At 65.4% G+C, this 16,998-nt stretch carries 18 protein-coding genes; 13 read left to right on the forward strand and 5 right to left on the reverse strand.

The window, feature by feature from the left end:
• On the reverse strand, positions 1-1,404 hold the full coding sequence (locus tag ACXAD2_RS22925; RefSeq protein ID WP_164179442.1) for a helix-turn-helix domain-containing protein: 1,404 nt from the start codon (positions 1,402-1,404) through the stop codon (positions 1-3).
• A gap of 43 nt (positions 1,405-1,447) precedes the next feature.
• Positions 1,448-2,674 (reverse strand): multidrug effflux MFS transporter, encoded by a 1,227-nt coding sequence (locus ACXAD2_RS22930; RefSeq protein WP_475175512.1) that lies wholly within the window; start codon positions 2,672-2,674, stop codon positions 1,448-1,450.
• Positions 2,675-2,849: 175 nt separating this feature from the next.
• On the opposite strand from ACXAD2_RS22930, the gene ACXAD2_RS22935 reads away from it, so the two are divergent.
• The 7 genes from ACXAD2_RS22935 (at position 2,850) to ACXAD2_RS22965 (ending at position 8,868) form a co-directional block, all read left to right on the forward strand.
• Positions 2,850-4,382 carry an acyl-CoA carboxylase subunit beta gene (locus tag ACXAD2_RS22935; protein WP_224906037.1) on the forward strand — a complete coding sequence of 511 codons (1,533 nt, stop codon included), beginning with the start codon at positions 2,850-2,852 and terminating at the stop codon, positions 4,380-4,382.
• A gap of 13 nt (positions 4,383-4,395) precedes the next feature.
• Positions 4,396-4,734, forward strand: a complete 339-nt coding sequence (locus ACXAD2_RS22940) for a hypothetical protein (protein ID WP_164179448.1) — start codon at positions 4,396-4,398, stop codon at positions 4,732-4,734.
• Between the two features lie 46 nt (positions 4,735-4,780).
• A complete protein-coding gene (locus ACXAD2_RS22945) occupies positions 4,781-5,185 on the forward strand; it encodes a DUF6497 family protein (RefSeq protein WP_475175521.1) in 405 nt (134 codons plus the stop codon).
• A 214-nt stretch (positions 5,186-5,399) separates the two neighbouring features.
• Positions 5,400-5,543: a hypothetical protein gene (locus tag ACXAD2_RS22950; protein ID WP_176806568.1), complete on the forward strand. Its 144-nt coding sequence runs from the start codon at positions 5,400-5,402 to the stop codon at positions 5,541-5,543.
• 102 nt (positions 5,544-5,645) lie between these two features.
• On the forward strand, positions 5,646-6,008 hold the full coding sequence (locus ACXAD2_RS22955; RefSeq protein WP_066108543.1) for a hypothetical protein: 363 nt from the start codon (positions 5,646-5,648) through the stop codon (positions 6,006-6,008).
• Between the two features lie 442 nt (positions 6,009-6,450).
• Positions 6,451-6,657: a hypothetical protein gene (locus ACXAD2_RS22960; RefSeq protein WP_066108546.1), complete on the forward strand. Its 207-nt coding sequence runs from the start codon at positions 6,451-6,453 to the stop codon at positions 6,655-6,657.
• Between the two features lie 210 nt (positions 6,658-6,867).
• Positions 6,868-8,868 carry an acetyl-CoA carboxylase biotin carboxylase subunit gene (locus tag ACXAD2_RS22965; RefSeq protein WP_475175531.1) on the forward strand — a complete coding sequence of 667 codons (2,001 nt, stop codon included), beginning with the start codon at positions 6,868-6,870 and terminating at the stop codon, positions 8,866-8,868.
• Positions 8,869-8,922: 54 nt separating this feature from the next.
• Here ACXAD2_RS22965 and ACXAD2_RS22970 read toward each other — a convergent pair whose 3' ends face one another.
• A complete protein-coding gene (locus ACXAD2_RS22970; protein WP_475175533.1) occupies positions 8,923-9,384 on the reverse strand; it encodes a DUF4174 domain-containing protein in 462 nt (153 codons plus the stop codon).
• A gap of 178 nt (positions 9,385-9,562) precedes the next feature.
• Here ACXAD2_RS22970 and scpA point away from each other — a divergent pair, with 178 nt between their 5' ends.
• The gene (gene scpA / locus ACXAD2_RS22975; protein ID WP_475175537.1) at positions 9,563-11,698 is read left to right on the forward strand and encodes a methylmalonyl-CoA mutase; all 2,136 of its coding nucleotides are present in this window, start codon (positions 9,563-9,565) and stop codon (positions 11,696-11,698) included.
• Between the two features lie 28 nt (positions 11,699-11,726).
• Here the strand turns inward: scpA and ACXAD2_RS22980 are convergent, their stop codons facing one another.
• Positions 11,727-11,909 carry a hypothetical protein gene (locus ACXAD2_RS22980; protein WP_475175539.1) on the reverse strand — a complete coding sequence of 61 codons (183 nt, stop codon included), beginning with the start codon at positions 11,907-11,909 and terminating at the stop codon, positions 11,727-11,729.
• Between the two features lie 86 nt (positions 11,910-11,995).
• Between ACXAD2_RS22980 and ACXAD2_RS22985 the strand changes: the two genes are divergently transcribed.
• The 5 genes from ACXAD2_RS22985 (at position 11,996) to ACXAD2_RS23005 (ending at position 15,400) form a co-directional block, all read left to right on the forward strand.
• Complete coding sequence (locus tag ACXAD2_RS22985) at positions 11,996-12,610, forward strand: VOC family protein (protein WP_475175543.1); 615 nt, start codon at positions 11,996-11,998, stop codon at positions 12,608-12,610.
• A complete protein-coding gene (locus ACXAD2_RS22990; protein WP_475175548.1) occupies positions 12,607-13,086 on the forward strand; it encodes an N-acetyltransferase family protein in 480 nt (159 codons plus the stop codon). The genes ACXAD2_RS22985 and ACXAD2_RS22990 overlap by 4 nt, the downstream gene beginning before the upstream one ends.
• Before the next feature lie 102 nt (positions 13,087-13,188).
• Positions 13,189-13,872 carry a TerB family tellurite resistance protein gene (locus ACXAD2_RS22995; RefSeq protein ID WP_475175552.1) on the forward strand — a complete coding sequence of 228 codons (684 nt, stop codon included), beginning with the start codon at positions 13,189-13,191 and terminating at the stop codon, positions 13,870-13,872.
• A gap of 4 nt (positions 13,873-13,876) precedes the next feature.
• Positions 13,877-14,878: an endonuclease/exonuclease/phosphatase family protein gene (locus ACXAD2_RS23000; RefSeq protein ID WP_475175556.1), complete on the forward strand. Its 1,002-nt coding sequence runs from the start codon at positions 13,877-13,879 to the stop codon at positions 14,876-14,878.
• A gap of 78 nt (positions 14,879-14,956) precedes the next feature.
• On the forward strand, positions 14,957-15,400 hold the full coding sequence (locus ACXAD2_RS23005; RefSeq protein WP_475175557.1) for a hypothetical protein: 444 nt from the start codon (positions 14,957-14,959) through the stop codon (positions 15,398-15,400).
• A 15-nt stretch (positions 15,401-15,415) separates the two neighbouring features.
• Here ACXAD2_RS23005 and ACXAD2_RS23010 read toward each other — a convergent pair whose 3' ends face one another.
• Complete coding sequence (locus ACXAD2_RS23010) at positions 15,416-16,990, reverse strand: Ppx/GppA family phosphatase (RefSeq protein ID WP_475175561.1); 1,575 nt, start codon at positions 16,988-16,990, stop codon at positions 15,416-15,418.
• Positions 16,991-16,998: the final 8 nt, after the last annotated feature.

Consider the following 16,998-nt stretch of genomic DNA (forward strand, 5'->3'; position numbering starts at 1 on the left):
CTATTCCAGCGTGTAAGGCAGGATGCCGCGACGCTCGGGGTGGATCGACATCTTCTTCTCGAGCGGCGGCACCGAGCGCTGGTGGCAGTCGGTGCGCTCGCAGATGCGGCACGAGATGCCGATCGGCTCGAACGCCCGGTCGCGGCTGAGGTCCATACCGTCTGCATAGACCAGCGCGCCCGCGTGTTTCACCTCGCATCCCAGCGCGATGGCAAAGCGCCGCACCGGGGCGCCGAAGCGGCCCGCCGGTTTGGTGACATCGCGGGCCAGCAGCACATAGCGCGCCCCATCGGGTGTTTCGGCCAATTGGCGGAGGAACTGGTTCGGCGTCTCAAAGGCCTGATGCACATTCCACAGCGGGCAGGCCCCGCCGAAACGGGCGAATTGCAACCGCGTGGCCGAGTGGCGCTTGGTGATGGTTCCGGCCTGATCGACGCGCGCAAAGAAGAAGGGAATGCCCTTGGCGCCGGGTCTTTGCAGCGTCGAGAGCCGATGCGCCACCTGCTCGACCGAGGCACCAAAGCGCGCGGCCAGAAGCTCCAGATCGTGGCGGGTTTCCTGCGCCGCCTCCAGCAGCCGCGCATAGGGCATCATCACCGCCCCGGCGAAGTAATTGGCAAGGCCGAGCTTGGCGATGCCGCGCGCGGTTTCCGACTGGAAGCGGGCGAGATCGAGCGTCGCCTCCAGCAGCTTTTCCTGCCGCAGCAGCGCCACTTGGATCAGCATCTGGAAGGTCAGCGTCTCGGGCTGCGCCAGCGACGAGAGGGTCAGCACCCGCCGCTCGGCGTCATAGTTGCGCAGCGGTGCGGACTGCTGAAACTCGACGGTGATACCCCGCTCGCGCAGATGCGCGAGCACCGCGCCGCGCAGGTCGGCGCCGCCTTGCCCCAGCCCGTGCGCGTAATGCTCGGCGGCGCGGTCCACGGCATCGATGTAATTGTCGCAATAGTGGAAGAAGTCGCGCACCTCTTCCCAAGGCGAGGGCTGCATCTGCGTGCCCTCGCGCCCCAGCGCCTCATCGAGCGAGGCGAGCCGCTCGTGGGTCTGCCGGTAGGCGCGGTGAAGCTCCAGAAACGCGCGGGCAAGGGCGGGGGCGTTGGAGGCGGTGAGCCGCAGATCGGCCAAGGGCGGCGTGTGCTCGCCAAAAATCGGGTCAGCCAGCGCCTCGCGCATGTCCGAGATCAACCGCTCGGAATCGCCCTGACCCAGTTCGGTCACGTCGAAGCCGAACTCTTGCGCCAGCGCGAGCACCACCGTGGTCGAGACCGGGCGGTTGTTGTTTTCCATCTGGTTCAGATAGGGCAGGGAAATCCCGAGCTTCGCCGCGAATTCTTTCTGGGTCAGCCCCAGCCGTCCGCGCAGATCGCGCAGCTTCGCCCCGGCATAGAGTTTCCGTGTTGCCATGTTTGCGCCTTTGCTCCCCACTGGGAACAATTTTGCAAACTCCTTACCCGGCGTCCAGACCTGCGAGCCGTCTTTCGCGCCAGAACACCACGAGGATCGACAGTATTGCCGCGACCGAGGTCGCCATCATCAGCCACAGCAGCGGCCATGCGCCGGTGCCCGGCTGCAGCAGCGCCCCGGCCAGCGCCGAGAGCGCCGCGCCGCCGCCGATCATGATTGCGCCGCCGAGGCCCGAGGCTGTGCCTGCCAGATGCGGGCGCACCGAGAGCGTGCCTGCGGTGGCATTGGGAATGGTCATGCCGTTGCCAAGGCCGACGAAGCACATGAAGCCAAAGAAGATCAGCGCCGAGCCGCCGGTCAGCGCAAAGGTGATCAGCGCGGCGCCAAGGCCAGCGGTCAGGATCAGCGAGCCCCAGAGGATCATCTTGTTGATGCCGATGCGGGCCGAGAATTTTCCCGAAATCCAGTTGCCGAGGAAGTAGCCCACCGCCGGCGCGCCAAAGTGCAGGCCCAGCGACGCCGGGGTCAGTCCGAACACTTCGGACCCGACGAAGGGCGCGCCGCCGAGGTAGGAAAAGAACGCGCCCGACGAGAAGGCGCAGGCCAGTGCGTAGCCCCAGAAGCGCGGCGAGGTGAGCAGTTCGGGGTATTCGCGGAACTGCTGCGCCAGCGACAGGCCGGAGGCGGTCGAGGTCTCGCCAAGGTCGCGCCAGCTCAGCCACAGCACCGCGCCGCCGAGAATGAACAGCATCCAGAAGATCGCCTTCCAGCCCATCAACTCGCCAAGCGCGCCGCCGATCACCGGGCCGACCATCGGCACCACGGCGACGCCCATGGTGACATAGGCGATCATCGAGGCGGCTTCTTCCTGGCTGACCATGTCGCGCACCACGGCGCGGCTCAGCACCATGGCGGTGACGATCACCGCCTGACACATGCGGAAGAACAGGAAGAGCGACACATTCGGCGCAAAGATGCAGCCCAGCGTCGCCACCATGAACAGCGCCACGCCCCAGAGGATCACCGGGCGGCGTCCCAGCTTGTCCGAGATCGGGCCGATCACCACCTGCAGCGCCGCGTTGACGGCGAGGTAGATCGCCACCGAAAGCTGCATCAGCCGGTATTCCGTGTCGAAATATGCCGTCATCTGCGGCAGCGACGGCAGGAATACGTTCATCGCAAGCGCTGAAAGCCCGGCAAGCAGGACAAGCGTGACAAGATGTGGCGGGGTCGAGGCGTCTAGAAAACGGACGCGGGCTTTGGTGCTCATGGGTTTCCCGTATGCCGGGGGCCTCTCAAAGTCCACGTGTATCATCGCGTTGAAGCAATTTTTGCTAATTTGCTATTTGCTCAAGGAGGTATTTCCTGAGTTTGCAAATTTGCCGAATTTGACTTGAGTGCAAGGGCCTCCACTGTATGGTCCGGGCAAACGGAGAGGATTGGACATGAAAGACATTCTTCACGAGCTGGAGGCGCGCCGCGCCGATGCACGTCTTGGCGGTGGCCAGAAGCGGATCGACACGCAGCACGCCAAAGGCAAGCTGACCGCGCGCGAACGCATCGAGCTGCTGCTCGACGAGGGCAGTTTCGAAGAATACGACATGTTCGTCTCGCATCGCTGCACCGATTTCGGCATGGAAAAGAACCGTCCCAGCGGCGACGGGGTGATCACCGGCTGGGGCACGATCAACGGGCGCATGGTCTATGTGTTCAGTCAGGACTTCACCGTGCTCGGCGGGTCGGTCTCGGCCACCCATGCCATGAAGATCTGCAAGATCATGGATATGGCCATGCAGAACGGCGCGCCGGTGATCGGCCTCAACGATTCCGGCGGCGCGCGCATTCAGGAAGGCGTCGACAGCCTCGCGGGCTACGCCGAGATCTTCCAGCGCAACATCATGGCGTCGGGCGTGATCCCGCAGATCTCCGTCATCATGGGGCCCTGCGCGGGCGGCGCGGTCTACAGCCCGGCGATGACCGACTTCATCTTCATGGTGAAAGACACCTCCTATATGTTCGTCACCGGCCCCGATGTGGTGAAGACGGTGACCAACGAGGTGGTGACCGCAGAGGAACTTGGCGGCGCGACCACCCACACCCGCAAATCCTCGGTTGCCGATGGCGCTTTCGAGAATGACGTCGAGGCGCTGGCCGAAGTGCGCCGCCTTGTCGATTTCCTGCCGCTCAACAACCGCGAGAAGCCGCCGGTGCGGCCCTTCTTCGACGAGGTGGAGCGGGTGGAAAGCTCGCTCGACACGATCATCCCCGAGAATGCGAACCAGCCCTACGACATGAAGGAGCTGATCACCAAAGTCGCGGATGAGGGGGATTTCTACGAGATCCAGGAAGAGCACGCCAAGAACATCATCACCGGCTTCATCCGCCTCGAAGGCCAGACGGTGGGCGTGGTGGCGAACCAGCCGATGGTGCTGGCGGGCTGCCTCGATATCGACAGCTCGAAGAAAGCCGCGCGTTTCGTGCGTTTCTGCGACTGTTTCGAGATCCCGCTGCTGACCTTCGTCGACGTGCCGGGCTTCCTGCCGGGCACCTCGCAGGAATACGGCGGCGTGATCAAGCATGGTGCCAAGCTGCTCTTTGCCTTTGGCGAGGCGACGGTGCCCAAGGTTACGGTGATCACCCGCAAGGCCTATGGCGGGGCCTATGACGTGATGAGCTCCAAGCACCTGCGCGGCGATGTGAACTACGCATGGCCCACCGCCGAGATCGCGGTGATGGGCGCGAAGGGCGCGACCGAGATCATCCACCGCGCCGACCTTGGCGATGCCGAGAAGATCGCCAAGCACACGGCCGACTATGAGGATCGCTTTGCCAATCCCTTCGTGGCGGCCGAGCGGGGCTTCATCGACGAGGTGATCCAGCCGCGCTCTACCCGTCGCCGGGTCAGCCGGGCTTTCGCGATGCTGAGAAACAAACAGCTCAGCAATCCGTGGAAGAAGCACGACAACATTCCGCTCTGAGCCGGAGAGACCGATGCGCGTGAAGGGATGGCATATGGAACGCGAGGGCGAGGCACTGACCCTCGCCCGGCGCAGCCCGGCGCGGTTCGACCTGAAGGTCGAGACGCTGCTGCCGCCCGTTGGCCGCCTTGAGCGGCTGGCGCATCAGGTCCGGCAGGACATGTGGCGGGCGTTGCGCGATCTGCGCGGCTTCGCGCCCGTGGTGCGGGTGCGCCCCTGCGCGGGCGGGGTGAGCGTCGAGGCCGGAGGAGAGGTTGCCGGGGCGCTGCCGCGCAAGGCGGTCGAGGCTCGGATCGCCGAAGTTCTGGAAGACCGCGCCAACCGGGCGCGCTGGGTAAACTGGGCGGCCTGAGCGCCGTAGCGGACCGCTGCACGAGATGAGGAACGGGGAGATCCTTGTGACGAGGGTGATCGGATTTGGCATTCTGGCGTTGGCTGCGGCCATCGCGCCGGGCCAGACCACGGCGCAAGAGGAGAGCGCCGTGGCAGTGCCCTCTGGCATGCCCGTCACCTTCTACAACTCGCTTTGGGACAGCGCCTCTTCGACCGAGCGTTTTCGCTTCCTTGCGCCCCGTATCGGGGGTGACATGCCGATGGACTTTGCCGCTGTGTCACCTGACATGCAGCATTTGTGCGACAGTTTCGCGCTACCGCGGCTTGGCGGTCGCGACAAGCTGCCTGCGCTGATCGTGATCTCGCTTATGGCTGAACCGGTCGCATTTGGTGATCCCGCACCCGGAATACCCCAATATTTCGAAGCCTATAGCCCAAAAGGCGGGATTTGCGCATGGGAGGCCTTCTGATCATGACCCCTGCACGCGCGGAAATCCGCTCATTTTCCTCTTATTTTACGGGTCCGGCGGGAGAATTTTTGCTCTCGAAGCGAGTTACGTATTTCTTTTTCGTAACTTGCGCTATGTTGGGGAATGATTGCACGCGAGCAATCGTAACACCGGAACGAGGGTTGGCAGGGCCGATACGGTCTGTCCGCCCTGAAGAATCTGACAGGAGATCAAGATGTCCAAGAGCATCCAACTGCTTGCCATGCTCGGCTTCGTTGCCACCCTTTCCGCTTGCGGCGGCCAGCAGGAAGAAGAGTACGTGGTCGTGGATCCCGAGCCCGTTACCGCGGAGCCCGTCTACACCGGCAAGTACAAGTAACTTGCCGACGGGACGGGCCTTCGGGTCCGTCCCGCCTTACCGGCCCCGCAGGGCCGACTACCACCGCCCGCTTCCACGGGCCCTTACAAAGGGGGGCCCGGTATGCTGAAGCACCGTGGCTTTCCGAGCCGGCTTCCCGGCACGGACTTTCAATTCACCATTCGCCGAGCCAATCCCAAAGGGATCACCGCGATCACGCGGCGCGAGCGCTATCGTGACCGCAAGGCGGCCGACAAGCGCGCGGACCTTGGGTTCATGGCGTCGCTCTGGGCGCATTTCGGCGATCAGCCCTTCGAACGCGGAAACCTCGATGCCGGGCGGCTGTCCTGGCTCTTTGGCCGCGAAGTGCTGCCCTACGACGATCCTTTCGATCCCGAAAGCTACGAGGCGATGCTGATCATCGATCCGGTGGTCGCGCGTGCCTCGTTCCCCGAAGCCTTCGAAGAGGGGAACGAATGGGCGTGAACTCGCTGTCCTTTCCGCGTGATGCGCGGAAACAGGCCGGTCTGGCATATCCTTTTGGATATCGCTTGGAGACGGCCGGCGAGTCGTGCAGCCTGACGGTGTTGCGGGCAATGACGCGGCGTTCTGCTGCGCTCGTTGCTCACCGTTACCCTTCCCCTCGCGGGCGCTGCGGCTCATCCCCTGACCGCACGCCCGCTTCTTTTCTTTCAGAGCACGGCGCATCGGCGTTTGGTTTTGCCAAGCGCAGAGCAGATTTGCGCGCGACCGCCAGCCTGTCGTCGCGTCAACGCAGTGGCCGATCGGCAGGCTTGCGCAGCGCCGCCCACCCGGATCGGCGGGCGGGCGCCCACGCCGGGACAAAAGCAAAAGATGTATGGAACCTTCACCAATTCCGTGGCGTTGAGGAGCGACTTCAACTTACGGAACACAGGGAGTTTCCCACATGCAAAACGTTATCCGCATTGTCGCAGTCCTCGGGGTTTTTGGTGTCGCAGCCTGTGAGAACTCGGACCTTCCGCGCGCAGGCATCGGCGCTGGCGCAGGCTATCTCGTCGACCGCGCCACGGGTGGTGACGGCACCATCGGTGCTGCTGTCGGCGCGACCGCAGGCGTGGTCTGCGACGACGTCACCCCGCAGTACTGCAACTAATCACGCGCAGCGGCGCGGCGAGCTTCGCCGCCCACTGTCAGTAACGATTTCCAAGGCCACCGGAGCGTTTCGCTCCGGTGGCCTTTTTGCTGCGCCGTCGCCCGCTTCGACGCCAGCCAGCATCCCCGCCAACACCCCCGATACTCTGTCAGCCGCGCCCCGGGCCTGCGGCCAAAAAACGCGCCAAAAAACGCTACGAAAGGGAGAGACATGTTCGACAAGATCCTGATCGCCAACCGCGGTGAGATCGCCTGCCGGGTCATCAAGACCGCGCGCAAGATGGGCATTCAGACCGTGGCGGTCTATTCGGACGCCGACAAACACGCGCTGCACGTGGACATGGCGGATGAGGCGGTGCACATCGGCCCGCCGCAGGCCAACCAGTCCTACATCGTGATCGACAAGATCATGGGCGCGATCCAGCAGACCGGCGCGCAGGCGGTGCATCCGGGCTATGGCTTCCTGTCGGAAAACCCCAAGTTCGCCGAGGCGCTCGAAGCCGCGGGCGTTGCCTTCATCGGCCCGCCCAAGGGCGCGATCGAAGCGATGGGCGACAAGATCACCTCGAAGAAGATCGCCCAAGAGGCCGGTGTCTCGACCGTGCCCGGCTATATGGGGCTGATCGAGGATGCCGACGAGGCGGTGAAGATCTCGGGCGAGATCGGCTACCCGGTGATGATCAAGGCCTCGGCTGGCGGCGGCGGCAAGGGGATGCGCATCGCATGGACCGACGAGGAGGCGCGCGAGGGCTTCCAGAGCTCGAAGAACGAGGCGGCCAACTCCTTCGGCGACGACCGGATCTTTATCGAGAAATTCGTCACCCAGCCGCGCCACATCGAGATTCAGGTGCTCTGCGACGCGCATGGGGGCGGCATCTACCTCAACGAGCGCGAATGCTCGATCCAGCGCCGCAACCAGAAGGTCGTCGAAGAGGCCCCGAGCCCCTTCCTCGATCCCGAGACCCGCAAGGCGATGGGCGAGCAGGCGGTCGCTCTGGCCAAGGCGGTGGGCTACACCAGCGCCGGTACGGTGGAATTCATCGTCGATGGCGAAAAGAACTTCTACTTCCTCGAGATGAACACCCGTCTGCAGGTGGAACACCCGGTGACCGAGCTGATCACCGGCGTCGATCTGGTCGAGCAGATGATCCGCGTCGCCAATGGCGAGCCGCTGTCGATCACCCAGGACGATGTGAAGATTGACGGCTGGGCGATCGAGAACCGCCTTTATGCCGAGGATCCCTATCGCGGCTTCCTGCCCTCCATCGGGCGCCTCACCCGCTACCGTCCGCCCGCCGAGGGCGAGCTGCATGGCGGCATCGTGCGCAACGACACCGGCGTCTACGAAGGTGGCGAGATCTCGATGTATTACGACCCGATGATCGCCAAGCTCTGCACATGGGCGCCGACCCGCGAGCAGGCGATCGAGGTCATGCGCAACGCGCTCGACAGTTTCGAGGTCGAGGGCATCGGGCACAACCTGCCGTTCCTTGCCGCTGTCATGGACCACGAGCGTTTTATCTCGGGCAATATCACCACCGCTTTCATCGCCGAGGAATATCCCGACGGCTTCGAAGGGGTGACGCTGGCCGAGCCCGCGCTGCGCGACGTGGCCGCCGCCTGCGCCGCGATGAACCGGGTGGCCGAGATCCGGCGCACCCGCATCTCCGGCACGCTCGACAACCATGAGCGCAAGGTGGGCGATCACTGGAACGTCACGCTGCAGGGCGAAAGTTTCGATCTGGTGCTCAGCGCCGACAAGGACGGCACCTCGGTCGAGTTTGCCGACGGCGCGACGCTGCGGGTCACCGGTACATGGACCCCGGGGCAGGCGCTGGCGCATATGCAGGTGGACGGCAAGCCGCTGGTGCTGAAGGTCGGCAAGATCCCCGGCGGGTTCCACATCCGCAGCCGCGGCGCCGATCTGAAGGTCAACGTGCGCACCCCGCGGCAGGCCGAACTTGCACGGCTGATGCCCGAGAAACTGCCGCCCGACACCTCGAAGATGCTGCTCTGTCCGATGCCGGGCCTCATCGTGAAGGTGAACGTGGCCGAAGGCGACGAGGTTCAGGAAGGTCAGGCGCTCTGCACCGTCGAGGCGATGAAGATGGAGAACATCCTGCGCGCCGAGCGCAAGGGCACCGTCAAGAAGGTCAACGCCGGGCCGGGCGACAGTCTGGCGGTGGACGACGTGATCATGGAGTTCGAATGAGCCCATGGTCGGCGCGCCGCGCATAGGGCTCAGAGGCGGGGGCCTCGGCTCCCGCTACTGCCGCAGCGCGTCGCGGCGGTCGCGCACCTCTTGCTGGCGCAGCGGCTGCTTGTCGATGGAGCGGGTGATCTCGCGCACGTCCCACGGGCTGGGTTTGCGCAGGATGACCGTGCCGTCCTTGGCCAGCAGCATGATCATGAAGCCGCGCGGGCGCATCGCCCGGCGGATCGGGCTGCGCGCGGCGGGGTCGGTATCGGTGATCACCACGACATCGCGATCGGTCAGCGCGTCGAGCCGCTCGGTGATTAGTTGGATCTGCTGCACGTATCGCGGATCGCTGGGGTTGTCGGCAAAGACCAGCAGTGGGCGCTTGAGCCAGAGAAACTCGTCGAGCGTCGACTCGCCCGCCGGGCGGATCGGCTCGTCGATGCTGGGCGTCTCGGCACCCTGTGCCGCCCCGAATCCCGCGGCGAGGGTGAGAAATCCAAGCAGGGCGAGGGCGATACGTCGGTTCATACTTCAAAATATAGGCAAAGCTCCGGCGGCTGCACAGGGCTTGCCGCGTGGGCTGACGAAAAATTTAGGCACGGCTTGCGCCAAAGGGCGTCTCGGCGCTGCTGGATGATCACGAACGGAGGATGCCGCGCAGGTCGGGACCGCCCGCCTGCGGGCTGCTAGGAGAGAGGACGAGAGGATGACGGCCAAGAAGGACGACTGGCGCCAGCTCGCGGAGAAGGAACTGCGGGGGCGCCCGCTCGATGACCTGACGTGGCACACGCTCGAGGGGATCGACGTGCAGCCGCTCTATACCGCCGAGGACACGGCGGATCTGCCGCATATGGGCACGCTGCCGGGCTTTGGGCCCTTCACCCGCGGGGTGAAGGCGACGATGTACGCGGGCCGTCCGTGGACCATCCGGCAGTATGCCGGGTTCTCCACCGCCGAAGACTCCAACGCCTTCTACCGCAAGGCGCTGGCGGCGGGGCAGCAGGGCGTCTCGGTGGCCTTCGATCTGGCCACCCACCGCGGCTATGACAGCGACCACGAGCGCGTCGTCGGCGATGTCGGCAAGGCGGGCGTGGCGATCGACAGCGTCGAGGACATGAAGATCCTCTTCGACGGGATTCCGCTCGACAAGATCTCTGTGTCGATGACGATGAACGGCGCGGTGATCCCGATCCTCGCCAGCTTCATCGTTGTGGGCGAGGAGCAGGGGCATGACCGCGCGGTGCTTTCGGGGACCATCCAGAACGACATCCTCAAGGAGTTCATGGTCCGCAACACCTACATCTACCCGCCCGAGCCTTCGATGCGGATCATCTCGGACATCATCGAATACACCTCCAACGAGATGCCGAAATTCAACTCGATCTCGATCTCCGGCTACCACATGCAGGAGGCCGGGGCGAACCTCGTGCAGGAACTGGCCTACACGCTGGCCGATGGGCGCGAATACGTGCGCGCGGCGATCGAGGCGGGCATGGATGTCGACAAATTCGCCGGGCGGCTGTCGTTCTTCTTCGCCATCGGCATGAACTTCTTCATGGAGGCGGCCAAGCTGCGCGCGGCGCGCACGCTCTGGCACCGCATCATGACCGAGTTCGGCGCCAAGTCCGACCGCTCGAAGATGCTGCGCACCCACTGCCAGACCTCCGGTGTCAGCCTGCAGGAGCAGGACCCCTACAACAACGTCATCCGCACCGCCTATGAGGCGATGAGCGCGGTGCTCGGTGGCACCCAGTCGCTGCACACCAACGCGCTTGACGAGGCGATCGCGCTGCCCACCGAGTTTTCGGCCCGGATCGCGCGCAACACCCAGCTCATCCTGCAGGAAGAGACCGGGGTGACCAATGTGGTCGACCCGCTGGCGGGGTCTTACTACGTGGAAAGCCTCACCAACGAGCTGATCGAGAAGGCATGGGCGCTGATCGAAGAGGTCGAGGAGATGGGCGGCATGACCAAAGCCGTCGCCTCGGGCATGCCGAAGCTGCGGATCGAAGAGACCGCCGCGCGCCGTCAGGCGCAGATCGACCGCGGCGAAGAGGTGATCGTCGGCGTCAACAAATACCGCAAGGACAAGGAAGACCCGATCGACATCCTCGATATCGACAACGCCAAAGTCCGCGAGAGCCAGATCGCGCGGCTGGAAAAGGTGCGGTCGAGCCGGGATCAAGCGGCCTGTGACGCGGCGCTGGCCGAGCTCACCCGCCGTGCGCAAGAGGGCGGCAACCTGCTGGAAGCCGCGGTCGAAGCCGCCCGTGCTCGGGCCTCTGTCGGAGAGATTTCCATGGCCATGGAAAAGGAATTCGGGCGCCATCGCGCCGAGGTGAAGACCCTCGCCGGGGTTTATGGCGCCGCCTACGAAGGCGACGAGGGCTTTGCCCAGATCCAAAAGGACGTCGAGAGCTTCGCGGAGGCCGAAGGCCGCCGTCCGCGGATGCTGGTGGTCAAGATGGGCCAGGACGGTCACGACCGCGGCGCCAAGGTCATCGCCACCGCCTTTGCCGACATCGGCTTTGACGTGGACGTCGGCCCGCTGTTCCAGACGCCCGCCGAAGCGGCGCAGGACGCCATCGACAACGACGTGCATATCGTCGGCATCTCGTCGCAGGCCGCCGGGCACAAGACGCTCGCGCCGCAACTGGTCGAGGAACTGAAGGCGCAGGGCGCAGGGGATATCATCGTGATCTGCGGCGGGGTGATCCCGCATCAGGATTACGAGTTCCTCTATAAGGCCGGGGTCAAGGCGATCTTTGGGCCGGGCACCAATATCCCGGCTGCCGCCAAAGAGATCCTCGGCCTCATCGGCACGTCGCGCGCCGCCGAGTAAGCCGCGCGCCCCAGATCGTGCCGCTGGCTCAGATCAGCGGCACGAAGGGCACGCCGCAGGCGGCAAGGCCGAGGGTGGCGATCAGCATCACGGTCAGGGTGCGGATTTTCATGGGCGTGCTCCTTGCCTCATGGCGGCCGGTTCCGTTGCCCGCCGCCTTTGCCGGGCAGACTATGTGCTGCCGCCGCATCGGGCCAGCGCTGCACGACATTTTCTTGTGCCCGCGTGTCCATTTCCCGATTGCACCCCCCTTCGCCACGGATAACGTGGTGCGGGTGCAACAAGGCCGGAGGGACGATGCTCGAGCTTGATCATGTGGCGGTGCTTGGGGAGACGCTGGCAGAGGCTGTGAGCCATGCCGAAAGCGCCTTGGGGCTGCCGCTTTCGCCGGGCGGGGCGCATCCCGATTTCGGCACGCATAACTTCCTGCTCGGGCTGGAAAACGACCTATATCTCGAGGCCATCGCCGTCGATCCTTCGGCGCCTGATCCCGGGCGTCCGCGCTGGTTCGGGCTCGATGGGTTCGCAGGGCCCGCGCGGCTCGACAAATGGGTGTGCCGGGTGCCGGATCTGGATGCGGCTTTGAAGGTGCTTCCTATGGCAGGGGAGGCGGTGGCAGTCACCCGCGGCGCGCTCAGCTGGAAGATCTCGGTGCCGCGCGACGGGCAGCTGCCCTTTGACGGCATGTTCCCGGCGCTGATCGAATGGGTCAGCCCGGTGCCGCCGGGCGTGTCGCTTGCAGGGGCGGGCATCCGGCTCGACCGGCTGACCGTGGCGCATCCGCAGGCCGATGAGTTGCAGGCGCTGCTCGCACCGCATCTGAACGTGCCGCTGGCCGAGTTCGAGGTCGAGGCCAAGCCCGCCCTGCGTGGCAGTTTCGTCACCGTCTCGGGCTCGCGGGTGCTGCAATGATCATCCGCGCCGCCAGCAGTGAGGACGCCGCCGCCATCACGGCGATCTGGAACCCGATCATCGACGAAAGCGCCGCTACCTTTACCAACCTGCGCAAAACGCCCGAGGGTCTGCTGGCCGACATCGCGGCGCGCGGTCCGGCCTTTCTCGTGGCCGAGGAAGACGGGCTGTTGCTGGGCTTTGCCACCTTCTTTGCGTTTCGCGGCGGGCCGGGCTATGCCCAAACCAAGGAGCACACGGTGATCCTCGGCCCGGCGGCGCGCGGGCGCGGCGTGGGACGGGCGCTGATGACCGCCCTGATGGCAGAGGCGCGCGGGCAGGGGGTGCATTCGCTCTTTGCCGGGGTCTCGGGCGAGAACGGCGCGGGCGTCGCCTTCCATGCGGCGCTGGGCTTTCGCGAGGTCGCCCGGCTGCCGGAAGTGGGTTTCAAGTTCGGACGCTGGATGGATCTGGTGCTGATGCAGAAATTCCTGTGACCGCTCTCGGTGAAGCCTGGCCTCACCCGGTTCTGACAGAAAATTTAGCCAACTTCTCATTGTCGCACTGACAGTTGCCGCGTTGCCGCGTAAACTGGGGAAATGTCGATTTGGTCGCGCATCTCCGAAGCTCTCGCCGCCCTTGCCAAGGGCGAGGGGCTTACCGCTGTCTTCGAGAAACTTCGCCAGCCGCCGGAACGCAGCGTCGCCTTCACCATCGCGGTCATCGCGCTGTCGGCAAAGATGGCCAAGGCTGACGGGCAGGTCACGCGCAATGAGGTCGCCGCCTTCCGCGAGATCTTTACCATCGCCCCCGAGGATGAGGCGGCGGCGGCGCGGGTGTTCAACCTCGCGCGGCAGGACGTCGCGGGCTTTGAGGAATATGCCCGCCGCATCCGCCGCATGTTCGACAGCAACGCGGAGCAACTGTCGGATCTGATGGAGGGGCTGTTCTACATCGCGCTGGCCGATGGCGATTACCACAGCGCCGAGAACGCCTTCCTCGAACGGGTGGCCGAGATTTTTGGCATTTCCGACAATGCCTTCCGGGCGCTGCGGGCGCGCTTTGTGCCCGATGCCGTGCCCGATCCTTTCACCGTGCTCGGGGTCAGCCCCGACATGCCCATCGCCGACATTCGCAAGCAATGGCGCAAACTGGTCCGCGAGAGCCACCCCGATGTGATGTGCGCCCGTGGCCTGCCCGAAGAGGCGATCAAGCTTTCGGAAAAGCGCCTGATCGACATCAACCGGGCTTGGGAAGAGATCTCGGCCCGCGAACAGGTCTGATCCGATGCGGCTCGCCACCTACAATGTGGAGTGGTTCGACGACCTCTTCAGCAAGCGGGGCGAGCTTCTGATCGACGACCATTGGTCCGGGCGGCGCGATGTCACCCGCGCGCAGCAGGCCGAGGCGCTGGGGATGGTGTTCACCGCGATGGATGCCGACGCGGTGATGATCATCGAAGCCCCCGACACCGGCATCCGCCGCGACACGCGGCGCGCGCTGCACAGTTTCGCCGAGGCCTTCGATCTGCGCGCCCGCGAGGTTCTGGTGGGCTTCGTCAACGACACGCAGCAAGAGATCGCGCTGCTCTATGACCCGGATGTGCTGACGGCGCGCCATGTGCCCGGGCACAGCGCGGATGCGCCGCGTTTCGACGGCACGGCGCAGATCGACCTCGGGATCGGCGACGGCGATGAGGCGGTGATCTTTTCCAAACCGCCGCTCGAGGTCGAACTGACCGTGGCGGGCGGGCGCAGCCTCCGCCTTCTCGGAACGCATCTGAAATCCAAGGCCCCGCATGGCGCGCAGGGCGCGGCCGAGGTCAGACGCCTCGCCATCGCCAACCGCCGCAAGCAACTGGCGCAGGCGATCTGGCTGCGCCGCCGGGTCGACGCGCTCTTGCAGGATGGCGAGAGCGTGGTGGTTCTTGGCGATCTCAACGATGGTCCCGGCGTCGATGAATACGAGAATGTCTTTGGCCGAAGCTCGGTCGAGGTGATCCTCGGCGACGGCGAGACCGCGCTCTACGATCCGCACGCCAGCGAGGCGCTGCGCGGCAAGCTCACGCCCCAGCCGACCACCGCGCGATTCTATATCGAGCCGGAGAAGCGCTACCTGCAGGCGCTGCTCGACTACATTATGGTCTCGCAGGATCTGCGCGAGGTGGCGCAGGGCTGGCGCATCTGGCACCCGTTCGAAGACGCCCGCTGCTGGCAGGCGCCGGACCTCTGCAGCGCGCTGCTGGCGGCGTCGGATCACTTCCCGGTCACGCTGGATCTCGCCATCTGACCGGCCCATCCGGCTGCAGGGACAGGCTTTCTCTACCGCGACTCAGCCCGCCGCCCTATATTGCGTGGCATGAGACGCATGTTTCCCCTCGCCCTCGCGGCCAGCCTCGCCGGTGCCTCTCTGGTGCCCCTCGCAACTTCCGTGCTGGCGCAGCAGGAGGCGCAGCCCGACACCGAACCGCTGATAGAGGAGGACACCCCGGAGGAGGGGCGCAGCCTGATGGAGCGCGGCGCCGATATGTTCCTGCGCGGGCTGCGCGACGAGATCGACCCCGCCGTGCAGGATCTCAAGCGGCTGGCCGACCGCATGGGCCCGGCGCTGCAGAGCTTCGTCGAAGAGATGGGTCCGGCCATGGCCGAACTGTCGGACAAGGTCGAGGATTGGACGCTCTATGAGGCGCCCGAGATGCTGCCCAATGGCGACATCCTGATCCGCCGCCGCGAGAAGCTCGATCCCGATGCGATGCCCGAAGACGCCCCCGATCTGCCCGAGCCCGGCCCCGGCGGCGAGGTCGAACTCTGAGTCTTCGGCAGCGGTTCAGATCAGCGCCCGCGGCTCCTCGCCGTCGATCTCCAGCAGCAGCGCTTTGGCCGACAGTGCCTTGGCCAGCGAGTTCAGCCGCGCCTCGGCCACTTCGCCATAAAGCGGCGCCGCATCGCGGGTCAGCTGTAGCCGCAGCTCGCGCGCCTCGGGGTCCCAGTGGAACTGCGCCCCGTCCTCGCGGGTGACATCCGACATCCACAGCATCGAGCCGAAGCGCATGGCCTTACCGAGGATCTCGGCGGCCTGCGTGCGCTCCTTGTCGAGCAACGCATAAAAATCCTCGAACCGGGTGCCCTCGCGCTTGTTGCGGTAGCGGTGCAGCAGCGCAAGGCCAAGAAACACCCGCTCGGGGTGGTCGAGCCCGCCAAGGTTGGCGCGGGTGGCATTGTCGAAACAGGTCTCGGCCCGATAGTCGGGATGCGCGCGCCAACTGACGTCATGCAGCAGGCAAGCCGCCTTCACGATGCGCAGCTCAGCCTCGCTGGCCTCGGGGAAAAGCGGCAGCACGAAACGGTACAGCTTTTTGCCAAAGCCCGGCAGCCGCGCATCCTTGGCCTCGGAAAAGCGGCAGGCCTCGATCAGCGGGTCGCGGTCGCGCAGCATCTGCGGCATCTGCTCGTAAAGCAGCCCCTCGCGGATACCATAGCTCGAGATGGCGATGGCGGTGGGCTCAAAGACCTTCAGCAGCTCCTCCAGCACTTCGGCGGCAAAGGGCACAAGGCTCATGCGCGCGGAAGAAATGCCGCAGGCGCTGCGCAGCGCGTCGAGGTCTGCACCTTCGATGAACTTCAGCGTCTCTCGCGCGTTCTCGAGGGTCATCCGATATTCGTGCAGCACATGCAGCGGATAGCCTAGGCGCTCCATGTCGATGCGCGCGATGGCCCGCCACGAGCCGCCCACCAGAAACAGCGGCATCGGCGCGCTGCCCATGCGCTCGGCCAGCTCGGCGATGGCTTTGCTAATGTATTTCTCGCGCGCCTTCTTGCCGCCCTTGAGATCCTTGAACTTCAGCGGCCCCAGCGCCGATGTGGCGCGCTTGCCGATATGGCCGCCGCGCACTTCGGCCAGTTCCATCGACGAGCCGCCGATGTCGCTCACCAGCCCGTCAGCGCCGGGCCAGCCCAGCAGAACGCCCTGCGCCGACAGTCGGGCTTCCTCGTCGCCGTCGATCACCCAGATCTTGAGGCCGGTGGCCTGCTCGATCTCGGCGCGGAAGGCCGGACCATCCTCGGCGTCGCGCATGGCGGCGGTGGCCACGGCGGTCAGCGGCGGCAGGTCCATGCCGCGCGCCAAGGTCTGAAAGCGCTGCAGCGCCGCCAGCGCGCGGGTCTTGCCCTCGGGGTTCAGCCGTCCGGTCTCGGACATGCCTGCCCCCAGCCCGCACATGATCTTCTCGTTGTAGAAATACGCCGGGCTGCGGGCCGCGCCGTCAAACACGACAAGCCGCACCGAGTTCGACCCGATGTCGACCACGCCGACCCGCGACAGCCGTCGCGCGCGCGGATCGTCGAAGAGCGGCTTGCCGAAGAGGCCCGCGTCGCTCTGGCTGGAGTCGCCGTTACCGTCCATCTGCTCCT

The organism is Salipiger sp. ABN3_019, from assembly GCF_056158605.1.